We start from the raw sequence: 20,841 nt of genomic DNA, 5'->3' as shown, positions 1-20,841 counted from the left end.
GCTTCGAGTCTGCCCGACCTGGCGGAGGTTAACGGCCGGAACTCGATCTTCGGCGTGGCGCATCGGCGCATCACTCGCGTACAGGTCCTATCACGCACGGTAATTGCCCGAAATGCGCTCTTTGTCGGCTTATGTGAATCTGGTCGCGTCATGGCCCCCAGATCCCCCTCAGGAGGAAGATCACCATGGCCAAGAACAAGAATCGCAGGCAGGGCAGCCAGGAGAACCGCGCCTCGGCGGCCGAACGGGCATCGGAGCAGGCCAAGCAGGCCGCCACCGAGGCCCAGTCGCCGATGGAGTCGCACGCTCAGGGCAGCCCCGCCGATGTTGCCCGTAAGCAGCAGCGTCGCTTCGGTCACAACTGACGCACATTGAGGCACATATGAGGGGCGCACCCGAATCGGGTGCGCCCCTCTGTGCCTTGCTTACTTCAGCTCCATGCCTTCCTTGGTTCAGCCCGCCAGGCAGGACGGGCCGAGCAGCACCTTCAGATCACCGAAGAGCGCCGGGTCCGGCTTCACGCGGTGCCGGTCGAGCCGCAGCACCGTGGTCTTCTGCGCCCCCTGGAGCTTGATCCGCACCTCGCTGTTGCCCCGGTGGTGGCTGAGGACCTCGCCGAGGCGGGTGACCATCGGCGGGCTCACCTTGACGGTCGGGATCGTGATCACCACGGGCGCGTTGGTGCCCGCGTTCGACAGGTCGGGGACCTGGAGCTCCATGGCGACGAGCCGCGGCACGTCCTCGCGCTTGTCGAGCCGTCCCTTGACGAAGACCACCGCGTCCTCGACGAGTTGGGTCGACACCAGTTGGTACGTCGCGGGGAAGAACATGCACTCGATGGAACCGGCGAGGTCCTCGACGGTGGCGATGGCCCAGGCGTTGCCCTGCTTGGTCATCTTGCGCTGGAGGCCCGAGATGATGCCGCCGATGGTGACGACCGAGCCGTCGGAGAAGTCACCGCCGGTGAGCTGCCCGATGCCCGCGTCCGCCTTGTCCGAGAGCACGTGCTCCAGGCCGAAGAGCGGGTGGTCGGAGACGTACAGACCGAGCATCTCCCGCTCCTGGGCGAGCAGATAGGTCTTCTCCCACTCGTCCTCGGAGAACTCCACGTCGAGCCCGAAGCCCGGCTCGTCGCCACCGCTCTCGTCGCCCATCCCGCCGAAGAGGTCGAACTGGCCCTCGGCTTCCTTCCGCTTGACCGCGACGACGTTGTCGATCATCGGCTCGTACTGCGCGGTCAGTCCCTTGCGGGTGTGGCCCATCGTGTCGAAGGCGCCCGCCTTGATGAGCGATTCGGTGGTGCGCTTGTTGCAGGCGGTCGCCTCGACCTTGTCGAGGTAGTCGGGGAAGGAGGTGAACTTCCCCTTCGCCTTCCGCGACCTGATGATCGACTCCACCACGTTCGTGCCGACGTTGCGGACGGCCTCCAGGCCGAAGAGGATCACGTCGTCGCCCTGGGCGGCGAAGTTGTGCACGGACTCGTTCACGTTCGGCGGGAGCACCTTGATGCCCATGCGCCGGCACTCGTTGAGGTAGACGGCCGACTTGTCCTTGTCGTCCTTCACCGAGGTGAGCAGCGCGGCCATGTACTCGGCCGGGTAGTTCGCCTTCAGGTAGGCGGTCCAGTAGGTGACCAGGCCGTACGCGGAGGAGTGCGCCTTGTTGAACGCGTACCCGGCGAAGGGGACCAGGACGTCCCACAGGGCCTGGATCGCCGCGTCGGAGTAGCCGTTCTTCCGGGCGCCCGCCTGGAAGAGGACGAAGTTCTTCTCCAGCTCCTCGGGCTTCTTCTTGCCCATCACGCGGCGCAGGATGTCGGCTTCGCCCAGGCTGTAGCCCGCGACGATCTGCGCGGCCTTCTGCACCTGCTCCTGGTACACGATCAGGCCGTAGGTGAGACCCAGCGTCTCCTTCAGGGGCTCTTCGAGCTCCGGGTGGATCGGCGTGATCTCCTGGCGGCCGTTCTTGCGCTCGGCGTAGTTCGTGTGCGAGTTCATGCCCATCGGGCCCGGCCGGTAGAGGGCCGAGACGGCGGAGATGTCCTCGAAGTTGTCGGGCTGCATCTGGCGAAGCAGCGAGCGCATCGGGCCGCCGTCGAACTGGAAGACGCCGAGCGTCTCACCGCGGCAGAGCAGTTCGAAGGTCTTCGGGTCGTCCAGCGGGAGCGAGAGCATCTCCAGGTCGATGCCCTTGTTGGCCTTCACCATCTTGACGGCGTCGTCCATGATGGTCAGGTTGCGCAGGCCCAGGAAGTCCATCTTGAGCAGGCCGAGCGACTCGCACTGGGGGTAGTCCCACTGCGTGATCGTCACGCCGTCCGTGTGCCGCGTCCAGAGCGGCGCGTGGTCGACGATCGGCTCGCTGGACATGATCACGCCGGCCGCGTGCACACCCATCTGCCGGACCAGGCCCTCCACACCCTTGGCGGTGTCGATGACCTTCTTCACGTCCGGCTCGTTCTCGTACATCCCCCGGATCTCGCCCGCCTCGCTGTAGCGCGGATGCTTGGGGTCGGTGATGCCGGAGAGGTCGATGCCCTTGCCGAGGACGTCGGCGGGCATCGCCTTGGTGAGGCGGTCGCCCATCGCGTACGGATATCCGAGCACGCGCGCGGAGTCCTTGATGGCGTTCTTCGCCTTGATCTTTCCGTACGTCCCGATCATGGCGACCTTGTCGGCGCCGTACTTCTCCGTCACATACCGGATGACCTCCACGCGCCTGCGCTCGTCGAAGTCGATGTCGACGTCGGGCATGGAGACGCGCTCGGGGTTGAGGAACCGCTCGAAGATCAGTCCGTGCGTGATCGGGTCGAGGTCGGTGATGCCCATGGCGTACGCCACGATCGAACCGGCCGCGGAGCCTCGGCCGGGGCCGACCGCGATGCCGTTGTTCTTGGCCCACATGATGAAGTCCGCGACGACCAGGAAGTACCCGGGGAACCCCATCTGGATGATGATGTCCATCTCGTACTCGGCCTGCTTCTGGCGGTCCTCGGGGACGCCGGCCGGGTAGCGGCGCTCCATGCCGCGACGGACCTCCTCCTGGAACCAGGTGACCTCGGTGAAGCCCTCCGGGATGTCGAACTTCGGCATCAGGTCGCGCTTCTCGAACATCCCCGTGGTGTCGATCTGCTCCGCGACGAGCAGCGTGTTGCGGCAGCCCTCCTGCCACGCGTCCGAGGAGTCGATCGCGTACATCTCATCGGTCGACTTCAGGTAATAGCCCGTCCCGTCGAAGCGGAAGCGGTCCGGGTCCGAGAGGTTCTTGCCGGTCTGGATGCACAGCAGCGCGTCATGGGCGGTCGACTCATGCGCGTACGTGTAATGCGAGTCATTCGTCACCAGCGGCGGAATACCCAGCTTCTTGCCGACCCGCAGCAGATCCTCACGGACCCGGCGCTCGATGTCGATGCCGTGATCCATCAGCTCCAGGAAATACCGGTCCTTGCCGAAGATGTCCTGGTACTCGGCTGCCGCCTTCACCGCCTCGTCGAACTGCCCGAGCCGAAGCCTGGTCTGCAGCTCACCCGAGGGACAGCCGGTGGAGGCGATCAGCCCCTCCGACCACTGCGAGATCGTCTCCTTGTCCATACGCGGCCACTTCTGCAGCCAGCCCTCCGCATACGCGTCCGAGGAGAGCCGGAACAGATTGTGCAGCCCCGTGCTGTTCGCCGCCCAGATCGTCTTGTGGGTATAACCACCCGAACCCGACACGTCATCACGCTTCTGATGCGGCTGGCCCCACTGGATCTTCCGCTTGTTCCTGCGCGACTCCGGCGCCACATACGCCTCGATCCCGATGATCGGCGTCACGCCCGCCTTCTGCGCCGAATGGAAGAAGTCGTACGCGCCGTGCAGGTTCCCGTGATCGGACATCGCGATATGCGTCATGCCCATCTCATTGCACGCGTTGAACATGTCCTTGAGCCGCGCGGCACCGTCCAGAAGCGAGTACTGCGTGTGGACGTGCAGGTGCGTGAAGGGCGGCTTGGTCACGGCGGGAGGCCTCCGGATGAGTGCTGCGGCGCGAAGCGCCTCGGTCAGGGGTGGTGGTCGGGCGACGGGTGGAAGACAGGTGGCGGGCAGTCCGGGGGGACAGCGACGAAGTCTAATCCGGGCCACTGACAGCGGGCGGGCACTCGGGAGTACGGTCGTGCGTTGGAAGGGACGGAGCGCCTGTCCCATACGGGCGGAATCTCCGGCCCCACATCACCACCACTGTCACGTACGACCCCGTACCAGGAGGCACCCAGCGATGTCGGTCCCGCAGCCCACGGCCGATGAGCGCGGCGAGCAGATCCTCGCCGTCTTCGGCACCGCGTTCGGCGAGCTGCTTGCCGCGGACCCCGCCGCGTTCCGGGTGAAGTTCCGGAAGATGGCCTCCTCCGCCTTCGCGTTCTACCGCGGCACGGCCTGTCTGTTCTACGCCGACCTGGAGCGCGAGCAGCACGGCGGGCCGTACCTGGACGACCGCACGGGCCGGGTGTGGATCCACGGCGACCTGCACGCCGAGAACTTCGGCACGTACATGGACGCCCAGGGCCGCCTGATCTTCAACGTCAACGACTTCGACGAGGCGTACGTCGGCCCCTTCACCTGGGACCTGAAGCGCTTCGCCGCCTCCGTGGCCCTCATCGGCTACTCCAAGGCGCTCAGCGACGGGCAGATCTCCGACCTGGTGCGGATCTACGCCGCGGCGTACCGCGAGCGGATCCACGACCTGGCGACGGGCGCCAAGAGCGACGAGGTGCCGCCCTTCACGCTGGACACCGCCCAGGGCCCCCTCCTGGACGCGCTGCGCGACGCGCGCTCCCTGACCCGCTTCGGGCTGCTCGACTCGATGACCGAGATCCGCGACTTCGAGCGCCGCTTCGCGCCGGGCGGCGGCTCCATCGAGCTCGACGCCGCCACGCGCTACAAGGTCCTCGCGGCCTTCGACGGCTATCTGGAGACGCTGCCGGAGTCCTCCCTCACCCGCCCCGACTCCTACCGCGTGAAGGACGTCGTGGGCCGGCGCGGCATCGGCATCGGCTCCGCGGGCCTGCCCTCGTACAACATCCTCCTGGAGGGCAACAGCGACGCGTTGGAGAACGACGTCGTGATCTACCTCAAGCAGGCGCAGACCCCGGCGGTCTCGCGTCACCTCACGGACCCGGCGGTGCGGGGCTACTTCCAGCACGAGGGGCACCGCACGGTCATCTCGCAACGCGCGCTCCAGGCGCACGCCGACCCGTGGCTGGGCTGGACGGAGCTGGGCGGCGCGGGGCAGCTGGTCGCCGAGGTGTCGCCGTACGCGGTGGACCTGGACTGGTCGGACATCGACGACCTGGAGGAGATCTCCTCGGTCGTCGCGGACCTCGGCCGTGCCACCGCCACGATGCACGCCGCGGCGGACGACGAGAGCGGGCACTCGGACCTGGTGCCGTTCTCCACGGAGCGCGCCATCGACGCCGCGATCGCGGCCGACGAGGCCGGCTTCGGGGACCTGCTCGTGGAGTTCGCGCACACCTACGGGGCACGCGCGCGCGGCGACCACCAGATCTTCGTCGACCTCTTCCGTAACGGCCGGATTCCGGGTCTGTGAGCGTCCGCCGCCCGATATGAGCCCCCATGAGTTCCACGCGGAACTCTTGCGGAACTCTTAGGGACCCTTTAGGGACCGCCTACAGGAACACATGGCACACTCCTCCGCGATGGACATATCCGGGACCCAGCTCAGAGCCGTGCGCGCGGCGCTCTTCACGGCGCTCGTCGTGACGCTCTCCGCCGCGTCGCACGTGCTGCTCTCCCGGGTCCCCCTGCCGCTGACCACCGTCGCGGCGATCGCCGCCGCCGTCTTCGTCATCGCGTACGCGCTGGCGGGGCGCGAGCGCGGCTACGGACGGATCGCCGCCCTGCTGATCCCGCTGGAGCTGGCCGCCGACACGGTGTTCACCGCCGGGCAGCACGTCTGTTACGGCGAGGCGGGCGGCCCGGTGGCGGGCCCGCTGCGCTCCGTCGGCTTCGACGTGCTGTGCGGCGGGACGCCCGTCGGGACCCCGCTGGCCCGGATGACCGCCGAGGGCCACGGTGGCGCCGCGGCGCTGCTCGCGGACGCCGACCCGGGCGCCGCCTGGCTGCTGCTCGGCGCGCACGTCGGCGTGGGCCTCCTCGCGGCGGCGTGGCTGCGGCGCGGCGAGCGGGCACTGGCCCAGCTGCTGCGCGCGGTCACCGCGGCCACGTTCCGTCCGCTGCTGATCGCGGTCGCCTCGGTGACCACCTGGCGTACGCCCGTACGGCGCCCGCCGCGTCCCGAGCGCCGGGAGCGGGTCGCGCGCACGCGGCTGCTCGTGCACTTCGTGGGGCGGCGTGGACCGCCGTGCTCGGCCGTCCCCGCCTGAGCACGAAGCCCCCACGCAGTCACCCACACGGAGAAAAAAGATCATGAGCCAGCGCAACAGCCAGGCCGCCAAGTCCGCCGCCCGCGAGCGGATCCGCGCCCAGCAGGAGGCCGAGCGCAAGCGCGAGAAGCGCAAGCGCGCGGTGATCGTCGGCATCTCGATCGTCGGCGTCCTCGCGATCGCCGGCGGCGTCGGCTACGCCGTGATGCAGTCCAACAAGCCCGACTACTGGGACGCCGCCAAGGACGACAAGCTCGTCAAGCCCGCGAACACCTCGGGCGCCAACGGCACGACGGTCGTCCTCGGCAAGGACTCCGCGAAGAAGACCCTCAAGGTCTACGAGGACCCGCGCTGCCCGATCTGCGCGAGCTTCGAGCAGACCGTCGGCCCGACCGTCGAGAAGGACCTGAAGGACGGCAAGTACAAGGTCCAGTTCATCGGCGCCACCTTCCTCGACCGGAACATCCCGGGCGAAGGCTCCAGGAACGCGCTCAGCGCGATGGGAGCGGCGCTGGACGTCAGCGACGACGCGTTCCTCGCGTACAAGAAGGCGCTCTTCTCGGCGAAGAACCACCCCGCGGAGCAGGACGACAAGTTCAAGAACGACTCGTACCTCCTGAAGGTCGCCGACGAGGTGCCCGCGCTCAAGAAGAGCGCGGCCTTCAAGAAGGCCGTCAAGGCGGGGACCTACGACCGGTGGGCCCTGGAGATGTCGAAGAAGTTCGACGACAACAAGGACGGCGTCGAGGGCACGCCCTCCTTCGTCATGGACGGCAAGCAGCTGACCGCTCCGGGCTCGAAGAACGCGCCCAGCACGGTCGAGGACTACAAGACCGCGATCGACAAGGCACTCAAGGGCTGACATAACACCGCGGACCGACGAGGCGAGTGGCGAAAGAGCGGGCGAACTCACGGAGTTCGTCCGTTCTTCGCTTTTACCGATCAGTAGGGTGATCGCCCGTGACCAGTCGAAATCAAGATCATCAGCCGCTCGTCCCCCACGCCCCGAGCCGCCGTACCGTCGTCAAGGCGGCGGCCGCGACCGCCGCTCTCGGCACCTCGCTCGCCGCCGCCCCCGCTCACGCCACCGAGGGGCCCGCCTTCCACCACGGCGTCGCCTCGGGGGACCCGCTGCCCGACGGCGTCCTGCTGTGGACCCGCGTGACACCCACGCCGGACGCCGTGCCCGGGTCGGGCAAGGGCCCCGACACCGAGGTGAGTTGGGAGATCGCCGAGGACGAGGGCTTCACCCGGGTCGTCGGCCGTGGCAGCACCACCGCGCGGGCGGCGTCCGATCACACCGTCAAAGCCGACGTAAGGGGCTTGAACCCTGCGACCGCCTATTACTTCCGCTTCTCCGTAGGGGACGCATCGCCGGTGCGCTCCCCCGTGGGCCGCACCCGCACCACCCCCGCGCACGACGCCTCCGCCGCCGGCGTCCGCCTCGGCGTGGTGTCCTGCGCCAACTGGGAGGCGGGCTACTTCTCGGCGTACCGCCATCTCGCGGCCCGCACCGAACTCGACGCGGTACTGCACATCGGGGACTACCTCTACGAGTACAAGAGCGGCGAGTACCCGGCCGCCGCGAACGTCATACGTCAGCACGAACCCCGGCACGAGATCGTCACGCTCGCCGACTACCGCACCCGGCACGGCGTCCACAAGACCGACCCCGACGCGCGGGCGATGCACGCCGCGCACCCGGTCATCGCGATCTGGGACGACCACGAGTTCGCCGACAACGCCTGGTCGGACGGCGCGGTGAACCACTCCCCCGAGACCGAGGGCCCCTGGGCGGGGCGCATGGCGGCGGCCAAGCAGGCGTACTTCGAATGGATGCCGGTGCGCCCCTCCACCGAGGGCACCGTGTACCGCCGCGTCCGCTTCGGCAAGCTGGCCGATCTGCACCTGCTCGACCTGCGGTCCTTCCGCTCCCAGCAGGCGGGCACCGGCAGCGGCGCGGTGGACGACCCGGACCGTACGCTCACGGGCCGCGCGCAGCTCGACTGGCTGAAGTCGGGCCTCGCGTCCTCGGACGCCGCCTGGAAGCTGGTCGGCACCTCCGTGATGATCTCGCCGGTCGCCTTCGGCGCCCTGCCCGCCCACCTCCTGGAGCCGCTCGCGGAGTTGCTGGGCCTGCCCAAGGAGGGCCTCGCCATCAACGTCGACCAGTGGGACGGCTACACGGACGACCGCAAGGAGCTCATCTCCCACCTGCGTGACAACAGCATCCGGAACACCGTCTTCCTGACCGGTGACATCCACATGGCGTGGGCGAACGACGTACCGGCCAAGGCGGCCACGTACCCCCTCTCACCCTCCGTCGCCACGGAGTTCGTCGTCACCTCGGTGAACTCCGACAACATCGACGACATGCTCGACGTCGCCCCGCACACGGTCTCCCTGGTGGCCGCGGGCGCCATCAAGGCCGCCAACCGCCATGTGAAGTGGCTGGACATGGACTCGCACGGCTACGGCGTACTCGATGTCACGGCCGAGCGGTCGCAGATGGACTACTACGCCCTCTCCGACCGGACCGACCCCGGGGCGACCTCGTCCTGGGTCCGCTCGTACCGCACGCGCAGCGGCACACAGAAGGTCGAGCGGGTGCACGAACCGGTGCGCTAGAGGGTTTCGGTGCGCTACAGGGTTTCGGTGCGCTAGAGGGTCTCCAGGAAGCCCATCGCCGTGCGCCACGTCGTCTCCGCGGCCTCGGCGTCGTAGTCGTCGAGGTCCGGGTCGGTGTAGAGGTGCCCCGCGCCCGCGTACCGGTAGATCTCCACGTCGGCCCCGGCCCGGCCCATCCGCAGATACCAGGCGCTCAGCCAGTCGTCGGTCTCGAACGGGTCGGGCTCCGCCACGTGCAGCTGCACCGGCAGCTCGTCCACGGACACGTTCTCCGCGATGTCGGACGTGCCGTGCAGGAGCAGCAGGCCGCGCGCCTTGTCGTCGCCGAGCGCGAGGGTCTGCGCGGTCGCGGCGCCGAGGGAGAAGCCCGCGTAGACGAGGCCCCGCTCGGAGTAGGGGGCGGCGGCGAGGATCGCCCGCTTCAGGAGCTCGTCCTTGCCCAGCTCGGCCTGGAAGGCCCTTCCGTCCTCGACGTCGTCGAACGTGCGCCCGTCGAAGAGATCGGGCGTCCACACCTCGTGCCCCGCGGCACGCAGCCGGTCCGCCGCCGCGTGCACCGCAGGTCGCAGGCCGTACGTCGAGTGGAAAAGCATGATGTTCATGGGGCCATCGTGCCATCCACCGCGGTGCCCCTACCCTCGGAGGCATGGAGAACGTACTGCGTCCGTTGATCGTGATCGGCGGCTCGGTCGTGCTCACGGTGGTGGTCGGCTGGCTGGTCGACTTCGCTATGCGCCGGACCGACGAACGGCACCACGAGACCCCGCTGTGGGGTCTGCTGCGCCGCTGCCGGGTCCCCTTCCACCTCGTCATGTGCACCGCTCTGCTGAGAGGCTCCTACGGGCACGCGGAGCTGGCCAAGGACCACTCGGCGGCGATCGGGCGGATCCTGTCCCTCGTGCTCATCGGCTCCACGGCCTGGCTGGTGGTACGGATCGCCGCGGCGATAGTGGAGTCCTCGTACGCCCGTTACGCCACGGTCCACCGTGATCCGGCCCGCGTCCGCAGGGTCCGTACACAGGTGACGCTCATCCAGCGGGTGGTCACCGCGATCGTCGCTGTGGTGGCGGTCGCCGCGATGCTGCTGACCTTCCCCGCCATGCAGGCGGCCGGCACCTCGCTGCTGGCCTCCGCCGGCATCCTCGGCATCGTCGCCGGTGTCGCGGCCCAGTCCACGCTCGGCAACCTCTTCGCGGGCCTGCAGATCGCCTTCGGCGACATGGTGCGCATAGGGGACACCGTCGTGGTGGAGGGCGAGTGGGGCACCGTCGAGGAGATCACCCTGACGTTCCTGGCGGTGCGCACCTGGGACGAACGCCGGATCACGATGCCCGTGTCGTACTTCACGTCGAAACCCTTCGAGAACTGGTCCCGGGGCGGCGCCCAGATGACCGGCACGGTCTTCTTCCACCTGGACCACTCGGCGCCGGTCCACCAGATGCGCGACAAGCTCCGGGACATCCTGCGCGAGTGCGCGGCGTGGGACGGCAGGGACTGGGGCCTCGCGGTCACGGACACGACGCCGAACACGATGCAGGTCCGCGCCCTGGTCACCGCCAAGGACGCGGACGACGTCTGGACGGTCCGGGTCACGGTGCGCGAACAGCTGATCCAATGGCTGACGGAACAGCATCCGTACGCGCTGCCGCGGATCAACACGGCCTGGGTGGAGCCCACGCCGAACGGCCACCGCCCGAGCCACCTCGAACCGGAGGCGCCCCGGACCGGCCGCGGCTGACCGGCCGGGGCCGGCCCGGCGCCGCCCGCCTCAGCGCAGACTGCGCACGTCGAGGTGGTGCAGGACCCGGTCGACGACCTCCGGGTCGGCGCCGGCCTCGCTGCGCGCGGCGAGAACCTCGTGGCGGGCGGCCGACATCATCTCGCGCTGGATGCGCTGGACGGCCTTGAGCCGGTCCACGCGCTTGGCGTACCGCTCGCGCCGCTCCTCGTCGACGATGTCCGGGCTGATCCTGGCCCCGATGTCGTACGCGCCGCGCTGCAGCCGCTCCGCGACCTCCTGCGGAAGCTCCTCGACCTCCTGGATCTCCCTGAGGCGGCGTTTGGCGGCCCTGGCGGCGCGCACCGCGAGCGCGCGCTCCAGCTCCCGCTCCGCGTCGGTGTCGGCCCGCACCCCGAGCCTGCGCACCAGCCAGGGCAGGGTGAGCCCCTGGACGACGAGGGTCGCCATGATCACGCAGAACGCGATGAAGATGATCTCGTCGCGGGCCGGGAACGGCGCGCCGTCGTCCGTCTTCAGCGGGATGGCGAGCGCGAGGGCCACGGACGCCACGCCGCGCATTCCGGCCCACCACATGACGACGGTCTCGCGCCAGCTCGTCGGAATGTCCTCTTCGTAGTCCCGGCGCTTGTGCAGCCGCTTGGCGAGCCAGGTCGCGGGCAGCAGCCACAGCAGCCGTACGCCGACGACGACCCCGACGATCGCCGCGCCCCAGCCGGCCATCTCCCACTCGCGGCCGCTCGCGATGCCGAAGACGTTGTGCAGCTCCAGGCCGATGAGGCCGAACGCGGCGCCGGTCACCAGGGTGTCGACGATCTGCCAGAACGTCTGTCCGGTGATGCGACCGAGCACGTCGTCGGCGTCGACCGCGTTCTCCGCGAGGTAGAGCGCCGTGGTGAGGACCGCGAGCACGCCGGAGCCGAGCAGCTCCTCGGCCAGCACATAGCTGACGAACGGCACGAGCAGCGTCAGGCCGGTCTGCAGGATGGCGTCACCGAGCAGCCCCATGAGTTTGTTCGTCACCCAGCCGAGCGCGAGCCCGACGAGCACGGCCACCACGGCGGACAGCACCAGCTGGCCCGCCGCGGACGGCCAGGAGAAGGTGCCGCTCACCGCCGCCGCGATCGCCACGTGGTAGAGCACGATCGCCGTGACGTCGTTGAAGAGCCCCTCGCCCTCCAGGATCGACACGAGCCTGCGGGGCAGCCCGAGCGAGCCGGCGACGGCGGTCGCGGCCACGGGGTCGGGTGGGGCGACGAGCGCGCCGAGCGCGACGGCAGCGGCGAGCGGCAGCCCGGGGACGACGGCGTTGGCCATCGCGGCGACCGCCGCCGTCGTCACGAAGACCAGCGCGACGGCGAGCAGGAAGATGGGGCGCCTGTTGGCCGCGAACTGCCGCCACGACGTGCGCTGCACGGACGCGTAGAGCAGCGGCGGCAGGACCAGCGGAAGGATGAAGTCCGGCGGGATCTCGACGTTGGGCACGAACGGCAGCAGGGCCATGCCGATGCCCGCGAGCGTCATCAGGACGGGCGCGGGCAGCCCGAGCCGGTCCCCCAGCGGCACCGAGACGACGGCTCCGAGCAGCAGGACGAGCAGCAGCGCCAGTTGATCCACGGTGCGGCCTCCGGGCGGTCGAGACTCGAACGATCAAGACTCAACACTGCCACGCATTCCCCTCGGGCCAGGGAGCGACGTTCCTGAGCGGTACAGCTAGGGCAGCGGCTTCCGCATCGCCCGGTGCGGGATGCCCGCGTCAGGGAACTCCGGCCCGTACGCCTCGTACCCCAGGCGCTCGTAGAACCCCAGGGCGTGGGTCTGCGCGTGCAGGTCGACCGCCGTCAGGCCACGCGCGCGTGCCGCGTCCTCGATGGCACCGACCAGGGCCGCCCCGACGCCGAGGCCGCGTGCGGTCCCCGTCACCGCGAGCCGCCCGAGCGCGCCCATGCCCGCGCCCCCGCCGTTCTTGGCGGCGGCCGCGGCACCGGTGAGGAGCCGTCCCGTGCCCAGCGGAACGCCCTCTTCGCTCATGGCCAGGACGTGCACCGCCCCGGCGTCGTACGGGTCGTACTCAAGCTCTTCGGGCACCTGCTGCTCGGCCACGAAGACGTCCTTGCGGACAGCGAAACAGGCCGCCAGGTCGTCCGCGTCACGGGCGACGCGGATCGTCGCACCGGTCACGAACTCTCCGCCCGGACGCGGTCGAGCGCCGTCTGGAGGTCGTCCGGGTAGCCGCTCCCGTACTCCACCCACTGCCCGTCGCCCGGGTGCTCGAAGCCGAGCCGGACGGCGTGCAGCCACTGACGGGTGAGACCGAGCCGCTTGCCGAGGGTCGGGTCCGCGCCGTACGTCAGGTCGCCCACGCACGGGTGGCGGTGGGCCGCCATGTGCACGCGGATCTGGTGCGTGCGGCCCGTCTCCAGCTTGATGTCGAGCAGCGAGGCGGCCCGGAACGCCTCGATGAGGTCGTAGTGCGTGACGGAGGGCTTGCCCTCCGCCGTGACCGCCCACTTGTAGTCGTGGTTCGGGTGCCGGCCGATGGGGGCGTCGATCGTGCCGCTCATCGGGTCGGGGTGGCCCTGCACCAGCGCGTTGTAGCGCTTGTCGACCGTGCGCTCCTTGAACTGGCGCTTCAGCGAGGTGTAGGCGCGCTCCGACTTGGCGACCACCATGAGGCCGGACGTGCCCACGTCCAGGCGGTGCACGATGCCCTGGCGCTCGGCGGCACCGGAGGTCGAGATGCGGTAACCGGCCGCCGCGAGGCCGCCGATCACGGTCGTCCCGGTCCAGCCGGGGCTCGGGTGCGCGGCCACGCCGACCGGCTTGACGATCACGACGATGTCGTCGTCGTCATGCACGATCTCCATGCCCTCGACGGGCTCGGCCACGATCTGCACCGGAGCGGGCGCCTGCGGCATCTCCACTTCCAGCCAGGCGCCGCCGTGCACCCGCTCGGATTTGCCGACCACCGAGCCGTCGACCGAGACCTTCCCCGCCGCGGCGAGCTCGGCGGCCTTCGTACGGGAGAAACCGAACATGCGAGAGATGGCGGCGTCGACGCGCTCGCCCTCCAGGCCGTCCGGCACGGGCAGGGTACGGATCTCGGGAATCGTGCTCACCCATTGAGTATGCAGGAGCCCACCGACACTCCCGCACCACGCGGTGCCGTCAGTCCTTGTGGACGGTGCCGTCCGGGTCCAGCCCCCGGAAGGACAGCAGCACGATCAGGATGCCGCCGCAGACGATCGCCGAGTCCGCGAGGTTGAAGACCGCGAACCCCTTGGGGGCGATGAAGTCGACCACCGCGCCCTCGAAGACGCCAGGCGTGCGGAAGATCCGGTCGGTGAGGTTGCCGAGCGCGCCGCCGAGCAGCAGACCGAGCGCGATCGCCCACGGCAGACTGTAGAGCTTGCGGGCGAGCCGGGCGATCACCACGATGACCGCCGCCGCGATGCACGTGAAGATGATCGTGAAGGCCTCGCCGAACCCGAAGGCGGCGCCCGCGTTGCGGATCGCGTTGAACCGGAGCCAGTCGCCGACGATCTCGATCGGCTCGTGGTGCTCCAGCTTCGCGACCACGATCATCTTGCTGATCAGGTCGAAGGCGTACGCGACAGTGGCCACGGCGAACAGCACGGCGATCTTGCGCCGGCCCTTGGGCTTCCGCCCGCCCTCGCCCTCGCCCTCGCCCACGACGCCGCCGGACTCCTCCGGCTCGCCCCCGGCCGTCTCAGGGATGTCCGGCGTACCGATGATGCGCTCCGCCTCTGCCACGTGAGTCCCTCAACCTAGGTACCTGACTGTGGACGAGGGTACGGCACACGCGTACGGGCCCAGGCGTCCAGGCCGTGCTCAGGAGCGCCGTTCCTGCTTCTGCTTGCACTCCACGCACAGGGTCGCTCGTGGGAAGGCCTGCATCCGCGCCTTACCGATGGCATTGCCGCAGTTCTCGCAGAGGCCGTATGTCCCCGCGTCCAGGCGCTCCAGGGCGCGCTCGGTCTGTACGAGCATCTCGCGCGCGTTGGCGGCCAGGGACATCTCGTGCTCACGCGTGATGTTCTTCGTGCCGGTGTCCGCCTCGTCGTCGCCCGCGCCGTCACCGGAGTCCCGCATCAGTCCCGCCAGGGCCTCCTCGGAGGACGCGATCTCACTGGTCAGCCGCAGCGCCTCGCTCTGGAGCTCCGCGCGGGCCTCCCCGACCTCTTCCGGGGTCCAGGGATCCTCGCCCGGCCTGACCGCCAGCTCACCGGGCCGCACCGCGGCGGCACGCGCCTTGGGCACCGCCGTCGGCTGGGTCGCTGCGGTCGCCGTGCCCGGAGTCTTCTTCGCAACCACTGTCGTGGCTCCCGTCGTCTCCGCGGCCTCAGCCGCACCTTCGGCCGCGGACGCGGCCGTCTCGTTGTCCGTTCTCCGCCCGGCCGCGCTCTGTGCGGCCGGACCTTTCGCGCCCGTACTCTTCTTGGCCGCGCTCTTCGCGGCGGGGCTCTTCTTGGCGGGGTTCTTGGCCGCGCTCTTCTTGATGGGGTGGCTCTGCGCGGCCGGGCTCTCGGCGACCGCGCCCTTCTCGGCCGGGGGCCGCTCTTTGGCAGCGCCCTCAGAGCCCGCGTCGTGCCCTACCTCGTGCGCCTCCTCGTGCACCCCCTCGTGCCCCGTCTCCTCGTGCCCCGCCCGGTGAGCGTCACTCTTCTTGGACGCGGCCTTCTTCGCCGGAGCCTTCTTGGCGGCGGTCTTCTTGGTAACGGCCGCTTTGACCGGCGCCTTCTCCCCCGCGGCCGTCGTCGCCACGGCCTTCTCCCCCGCGACCTTCTTCGCCACGGCCTTCTTCGCCACGGCCTTCTTGGCGGCAGCCTTCTTCGGGACCGCCTTCTTCGGGACCGCCTTCTGGGACGCACCCTTCTCCACGGCCTTCTCCACGGCCTTTTTCGCGGCCTTCTCCACGGCGTCAGGCGCCGCCCCCGCGCCTGTGGATCTGCCGGACGCCGACTGCTGTACGGCGGTCTTCTTCGCCACCATGGCCGCGGCCCCTTCACATATTGTGATCTTGCTCGCGAATCGTGCTGGGACGATAAATCGACTCCAGGCCCGCGGCAACGGGGCACGCCGCCCGATCCCCCCTCCCCGCGGATCCCGCGCGGCGAGTCTGCAAGCGTTGTGCCCAACTCCCTGCCGGGTAATCCGTCGGCCGGCGCCCGCCGGGATCCACTCGCCCCCCATGTCGCCATTCGGGTCAGTCCGCACCCCCGCGCCCGCGCCCCTCGGGCGTCGCGGAAAAACCGGTCGGCCGCCCCTGCCGGGGCGCCGTACACTGGACGGCAGCGATAAGCGTGGATGGGGACGAGTAGCGGCGTACGCGGCCATGAGCGACCCGGGGACGGTGTGAGCCCGGGGGCGAGCGCGACGTGAAGATCACCCCGGAGCCGCCGGAAGAAAGCCGAAGCCCCCAGCGGAGGCGAGTAGACCCGGTATCGCGACCCCAATGAGGGGGCTCACCGGCACGGACCCCGTTCCGGAGAGCCAAGGAGGGTGGTACCGCGGGAGCGCGCCGCACCAGGCGCACACGGCTCTCGTCCCTCCGACGGAAGGCAGCACATCCGCCGGAGGACTCGTTGAATACGCCGCCGCAGTACCGCCAGGTGCCCGCCCAGGTCGACCTGCCCGCCCTCGAACACGCCGTGCTCGACTTCTGGCACGAGCAGAAGATCTTCGCCAAGAGCCTGGAGCAGTCCGAGGGCCGCCCCGAGTGGGTGTTCTACGAAGGCCCGCCCACCGCCAACGGCATGCCGGGCGCCCACCACATCGAGGCCCGCGTCTTCAAGGACGTCTTTCCGCGCTTCCGCACCATGCGGGGCCACCACGTGGGCCGCAAGGCCGGCTGGGACTGCCACGGCCTCCCCGTGGAGCTCGCGGTCGAGAAGGAGCTCGGGTTCAACGGCAAGAAGGACATCGAGGCGTACGGCATCGCCGAGTTCAACGCCAAGTGCCGCGAGTCCGTCACCCGGCACACCGACGCCTTCGCCGAGCTGACGACGCGCATGGGCTACTGGGTCGACCTCGACGACGCGTACCGGACGATGGACCCGGAGTACGTCGACTCGGTCTGGTGGTCCCTGAAGGAGATCTTCAACAAGGAGCTCCTCGTCCAGGACCACCGCGTCGCCCCTTGGTGCCCGCGCTGCGGCACGGGTCTGTCCGACCACGAGCTGGCGCAGGGCTATGAGACGGTCGTCGACCCGTCCGTCTACGTCCGCTTCCCGCTCACCTCCGGTCCCCTCGCGGGCGAGGCCGCCCTCCTGGTCTGGACGACGACCCCCTGGACCCTCGTCTCCAACACCGCCGTCGCCGCGCACCCCGACGTCACGTACGTCGTCGCGACGGACGGCAAGGAGAAGCTCGTCGTCGCCCAGCCGCTCGTCGAGAAGGCTCTCGGCGAGGAGTGGGAGACGACCGGCGAGACCTTCACCGGCGCCGAGATGGAGCGCTGGAACTACCAACGTCCCTTCGACCTCGTGGAGTTCCCGGCTCCGGCCCACTTCGTGGTCAACGCCGAGTACGTCACCACGGAGGACGGCACCGGTCTGGTCCACCAGTCCCCCGCCTTCGGTGAGGACGACCTCAAGGTCTGCCGCGCCTACGGCCTCCCGGTCGTGAACCCGGTCCTCCCCGACGGCACCTTCGAGGAGGACGTCCCCCTCGTAGGCGGAGTCTTCTTCAAGAAGGCCGACGAGAAGCTGACCGAGGACCTCAAGGACCGCGGCCTGCTCTTCCGCCACACCCCGTACGAGCACAGCTACCCGCACTGCTGGCGCTGCCACACGGCGCTCCTTTACTACGCGCAGCCGTCCTGGTACATCCGCACCACGGCCATCAAGGACCGCCTCCTCCAGGAGAACGAGAAGACCAACTGGTTCCCGGACTCGGTCAAGCACGGCCGCTTCGGTGACTGGCTGAACAACAACGTCGACTGGGCGCTCTCCCGCAACCGCTACTGGGGCACCCCGCTGCCCATCTGGCGCTGTGAGGAGGGCCACCTCACCTGCGTGGGCTCACGCGCGGAGCTCTCCGACCTGACCGGCACCGACCAGTCGGCCCTGGACCCGCACCGCCCGTTCATCGACGAGATCACCTTCGCCTGCCCCCAGTGCGAGAGCACGGCCACGCGCGTGCCGGAGGTCATCGACGCCTGGTACGACTCGGGCTCGATGCCGTTCGCGCAGTGGGGCTACCCGCACAGGAACAAGGAGCTGTTCGAGAGCCGCTACCCGGCGCAGTTCATCTCGGAGGCCATCGACCAGACCCGCGGCTGGTTCTACACGCTGATGGCCATCGGCACCCTGGTCTTCGACAAGTCGTCCTACGAGAACGTGGTCTGCCTCGGCCACATCCTCGCCGAGGACGGCCGCAAGATGTCCAAGCACCTGGGCAACACCCTGGAGCCGATCCAGCTGATGGACCAGCACGGCGCCGACGCGGTGCGCTGGTTCATGGCGGCCGGCGGCTCCCCGTGGGCGGCCCGCCGCGTCGGCCACGGCACCATCCAGGAAGTCGTCCGCAAGACGCTCCTCACGTACTGGAACACGGTCGCCTTCCAGGCCCTGTACGCCCGTACGTCGAAGTGGGCCCCCAGCGACGCCGACCCGGCGCCCGCCGACCGCCCGCTCCTGGACCGCTGGCTGCTCAGCGAGCTGCACGCGCTCACCGACCAGGCCACGCAGGCCCTGGAGAGCTACGACACCCAGCGCGCGGGCAAGCTCCTGTCCGTCTTCGTCGACAACCTCTCCAACTGGTACGTACGCCGTTCCCGCCGCCGCTTCTGGCAGGGCGACAAGGCGGCCCTGCGCACCCTGCACGAGGTCGTCGAGACGGTCACGCGCCTCATGGCCCCGCTGACGCCGTTCATCACCGAGCGTGTCTGGCAGGACCTCGTCGTGCCCGTCACCCCGGGTGCCCCGGAGTCGGTCCACCTGTCCTCCTGGCCCGAGGCCGACCTGTCGATGATCGACCCGGAGCTGTCCCGGCAGATGGTTCTCGTGCGTCGCCTGGTCGAGCTCGGCCGCGCCACGCGCGCGGAGTCGGGCGTCAAGACGCGTCAGCCGCTGTCGCGCGCGCTCGTCGCGGCGTCGGGCTTCGACGCGCTGGGCGCCGAGCTGCGCGCCCAGATCACGGAGGAGCTGAACGTCTCCTCCCTGGCCTCGCTCACTGATTCCTCCACTGGTCCAGCGGGCGGCGGCTCCCTGGTCGACACCACCGCGAAGGCCAACTTCCGGGCCCTCGGCAAGCGCTTCGGCAAGGGCGTCCAGGCGGTCGCCAAGGCCGTCGCCGATGCCGACGCGGCCGCGCTGTCGCTGGCGCTGCGCGAGGGCACGGCCTCCGTGCAGGTCGACGGCGAGACGGTGACGCTCGCCCCGGACGAGGTCATCATCACGGAGACCCCGCGCGAGGGCTGGTCGGTGGCGTCCGAATCCGGTGCCACGGTCGCCCTGGACCTGGAGATCACCGAGGAGCTGCGTCGGGCGGGCCTGGCCCGGGACGCGATCCGGCTGATCCAGGAGGCCCGCAAGAACAGCGGCCTGGACGTCGCGGACCGGATCGCCCTGCGCTGGGCCTCCACGGACCCGGCGGTGGGGACGGCCCTGTCCGAGCACGCCGGGCTCATCTCGGACGAGGTGCTCGCCACGGACTTCGCCGAAGGTGAGGCCGACGACACATTCGGGCAGCCGTTCACGGACGACTCCCTGAAGCTGACGTTCCGCCTCCGCAAGGTGTAACGCTCGTACGAAGGCCCGGTTCCGCCGCAGATCTCGGCGGAACCGGGCCTTTCTCGTACACGCTCTGTACACGTGCGGAGACGGGGACGGAAAAGGGCCGGGCCCCCGGAAATCCGGGGGCCCGGCCCTGAACGCTGCCGACGCCTAAGGCGTGGTCACGCCCGTCAGTTGTCGTCCTCGTCGATGAGGAAGCCACGCATCGGCGACGGAGCCTGCTGCATGGGCTGCTGGCCCTGCGGCCGCACCGGCGCCATCGGCTGGGTCATCGCCGGGGACATCTGCTGCTGGCCGCCGTAGGACGGACCACCGGCACCCTGGTTGCCACCCATCGACTGGTTGCCGCCGTAGGACGGGGCACCCGCGCCGGCCGGAGCCATCGACGGCGCCGGGGACGGCGGCAGCGAGGCGGTGGCCGGAGTGCGCGGCGGGGCCAGCGAGTCGTCGGCCTGGGTCTCCAGCTGGCGCAGCTGCGACTCCAGGTACGACTTCAGACGCGTGCGGTACTCGCGCTCGAAGCCGCGCAGGTCCTCGACCTTGCGCTCCAGCGTGGCGCGGGCGGACTCCAGGGAGCCCATCGCGACACGGTGCTTCTCCTGCGCGTCCCGCTCCAGGGCGTCGGCCTTGGCACGGGCGTCACGCTCCAGGCCCTCGGCGCGCGAGCGGGCCTCGCCGACGATCTTGTTGGCCTCGGAACGGGCCTCCGCGATCGCCTGGTCGGCGGTCTGCTGCGCGAGGGACAGCACACGAGCGGCGCTGTCGCCACCGGGGCCCTGACCGGGCTGCGGCATCTGCGGGCCGCCCATGGGACCGCCGCCCATGGGACCACCCATGGGGCCGCCCATCGGACCCTGACCCATCGGGCCGGATCCCTGCGGACCGCCCTGCGGTCCATGCCCCTGTCCATGTCCACTGGGGCCTGCGGGCAGCTGCGGAGCGCCACCGGGCAGCTGCGGAGGGCCGCCCATGGGGCCACCCATCTGCTGCTGGGGCGGGACCGGCTGCGGGCCCGATATAGCGGCGGGTACCGGAGCACCCGGACCGCGCTGGTGCTGGTGCTGGTCCTGCGGCCCGTCGGGACCCTTGCGCATACCGCCCTGCTGCTGGTTCTGAGCAGCGGCGCGGGTGGCGGCGGCCAGCTTGGCGCGCAGGTCCTCGTTCTCGCGGAGCAGGCGGGTCAGTTCGGCTTCGACCTCATCGAGGAAGGCATCGACCTCGTCCTCGTCATAGCCTTCTCGGAGGCGGACGGTCGTGAACTGCTTGTTCCGCACGTCCTCGGGGGTCAACGGCATCTCTTCACCTCAACGTAGTCGTCGGCATTCGGCAAGACCGTA

Annotated in this window: 15 protein-coding genes; 7 read left to right on the top strand and 8 right to left on the bottom strand. The window is 69.8% G+C overall.

All coding sequences use genetic code 11. The annotated features are described in order from the left end of the window. The first annotated feature begins 185 nt into the window (after nt 1-185). Nucleotides 186-365, top strand: a complete 180-nt coding sequence (locus ACWDZ7_RS10860) for a hypothetical protein (RefSeq protein ID WP_451517961.1) — start codon at nt 186-188, stop codon at nt 363-365. 87 nt (nt 366-452) lie between these two features. Here ACWDZ7_RS10860 and dnaE read toward each other — a convergent pair whose 3' ends face one another. Further along, nucleotides 453-3,995: a DNA polymerase III subunit alpha gene (gene dnaE, locus ACWDZ7_RS10855; protein WP_451796354.1), complete on the bottom strand. Its 3,543-nt coding sequence runs from the start codon at nt 3,993-3,995 to the stop codon at nt 453-455. Between the two features lie 259 nt (nt 3,996-4,254). On the opposite strand from dnaE, the gene ACWDZ7_RS10850 reads away from it, so the two are divergent. The 4 genes from ACWDZ7_RS10850 (at nt 4,255) to ACWDZ7_RS10835 (ending at nt 9,007) form a co-directional block, all read left to right on the top strand. Continuing rightward, entirely contained in the window at nt 4,255-5,583 is a 1,329-nt protein-coding gene (locus tag ACWDZ7_RS10850) for a DUF2252 domain-containing protein (RefSeq protein WP_451517963.1), read from the top strand. 109 nt (nt 5,584-5,692) lie between these two features. Then, nucleotides 5,693-6,379: a hypothetical protein gene (locus ACWDZ7_RS10845; RefSeq protein ID WP_451796524.1), complete on the top strand. Its 687-nt coding sequence runs from the start codon at nt 5,693-5,695 to the stop codon at nt 6,377-6,379. Between the two features lie 43 nt (nt 6,380-6,422). Then, a complete protein-coding gene (locus ACWDZ7_RS10840) occupies nt 6,423-7,241 on the top strand; it encodes a thioredoxin domain-containing protein (protein ID WP_451796353.1) in 819 nt (272 codons plus the stop codon). Between the two features lie 98 nt (nt 7,242-7,339). Next, the gene (locus ACWDZ7_RS10835; protein ID WP_451796352.1) at nt 7,340-9,007 is read left to right on the top strand and encodes an alkaline phosphatase D family protein; all 1,668 of its coding nucleotides are present in this window, start codon (nt 7,340-7,342) and stop codon (nt 9,005-9,007) included. A 32-nt stretch (nt 9,008-9,039) separates the two neighbouring features. Here the strand turns inward: ACWDZ7_RS10835 and ACWDZ7_RS10830 are convergent, their stop codons facing one another. Then, nucleotides 9,040-9,609 carry a dienelactone hydrolase family protein gene (locus tag ACWDZ7_RS10830; RefSeq protein ID WP_451796351.1) on the bottom strand — a complete coding sequence of 190 codons (570 nt, stop codon included), beginning with the start codon at nt 9,607-9,609 and terminating at the stop codon, nt 9,040-9,042. Between the two features lie 44 nt (nt 9,610-9,653). On the opposite strand from ACWDZ7_RS10830, the gene ACWDZ7_RS10825 reads away from it, so the two are divergent. Beyond that, a complete protein-coding gene (locus ACWDZ7_RS10825; protein WP_451796350.1) occupies nt 9,654-10,745 on the top strand; it encodes a mechanosensitive ion channel family protein in 1,092 nt (363 codons plus the stop codon). Nucleotides 10,746-10,775: 30 nt separating this feature from the next. Here the strand turns inward: ACWDZ7_RS10825 and ACWDZ7_RS10820 are convergent, their stop codons facing one another. The 5 genes from ACWDZ7_RS10820 to ACWDZ7_RS10800 form a co-directional block, all read right to left on the bottom strand. Then, entirely contained in the window at nt 10,776-12,362 is a 1,587-nt protein-coding gene (locus tag ACWDZ7_RS10820; protein ID WP_451796349.1) for a Na+/H+ antiporter, read from the bottom strand. A gap of 96 nt (nt 12,363-12,458) precedes the next feature. Next, complete coding sequence (locus tag ACWDZ7_RS10815; RefSeq protein ID WP_451796348.1) at nt 12,459-12,926, bottom strand: GNAT family N-acetyltransferase; 468 nt, start codon at nt 12,924-12,926, stop codon at nt 12,459-12,461. Then, nucleotides 12,923-13,864 carry an RluA family pseudouridine synthase gene (locus ACWDZ7_RS10810; RefSeq protein WP_451796347.1) on the bottom strand — a complete coding sequence of 314 codons (942 nt, stop codon included), beginning with the start codon at nt 13,862-13,864 and terminating at the stop codon, nt 12,923-12,925. The genes ACWDZ7_RS10815 and ACWDZ7_RS10810 overlap by 4 nt, the downstream gene beginning before the upstream one ends. A gap of 49 nt (nt 13,865-13,913) precedes the next feature. Next, nucleotides 13,914-14,519 (bottom strand): signal peptidase II, encoded by a 606-nt coding sequence (gene lspA / locus ACWDZ7_RS10805; RefSeq protein ID WP_451796346.1) that lies wholly within the window; start codon nt 14,517-14,519, stop codon nt 13,914-13,916. 78 nt (nt 14,520-14,597) lie between these two features. After that, nucleotides 14,598-15,758 carry a TraR/DksA C4-type zinc finger protein gene (locus tag ACWDZ7_RS10800; protein ID WP_451796345.1) on the bottom strand — a complete coding sequence of 387 codons (1,161 nt, stop codon included), beginning with the start codon at nt 15,756-15,758 and terminating at the stop codon, nt 14,598-14,600. A 593-nt stretch (nt 15,759-16,351) separates the two neighbouring features. Between ACWDZ7_RS10800 and ileS the strand changes: the two genes are divergently transcribed. Then, nucleotides 16,352-19,510 (top strand): isoleucine--tRNA ligase, encoded by a 3,159-nt coding sequence (ileS, locus tag ACWDZ7_RS10795; protein WP_451796344.1) that lies wholly within the window; start codon nt 16,352-16,354, stop codon nt 19,508-19,510. Nucleotides 19,511-19,674: 164 nt separating this feature from the next. On the opposite strand, the gene ACWDZ7_RS10790 is transcribed toward ileS, so the two are convergent. Further along, nucleotides 19,675-20,799 (bottom strand): DivIVA domain-containing protein, encoded by a 1,125-nt coding sequence (locus tag ACWDZ7_RS10790; RefSeq protein WP_451796343.1) that lies wholly within the window; start codon nt 20,797-20,799, stop codon nt 19,675-19,677. Nucleotides 20,800-20,841 lie beyond the last annotated feature (42 nt).

The sequence above is a fragment of the Streptomyces sp. NPDC003032 genome, assembly GCF_053591415.1.
The sequence above is the reverse complement of the archived record's forward strand: the minus strand, read 5'-3'. Positions and strand labels throughout refer to the sequence as shown.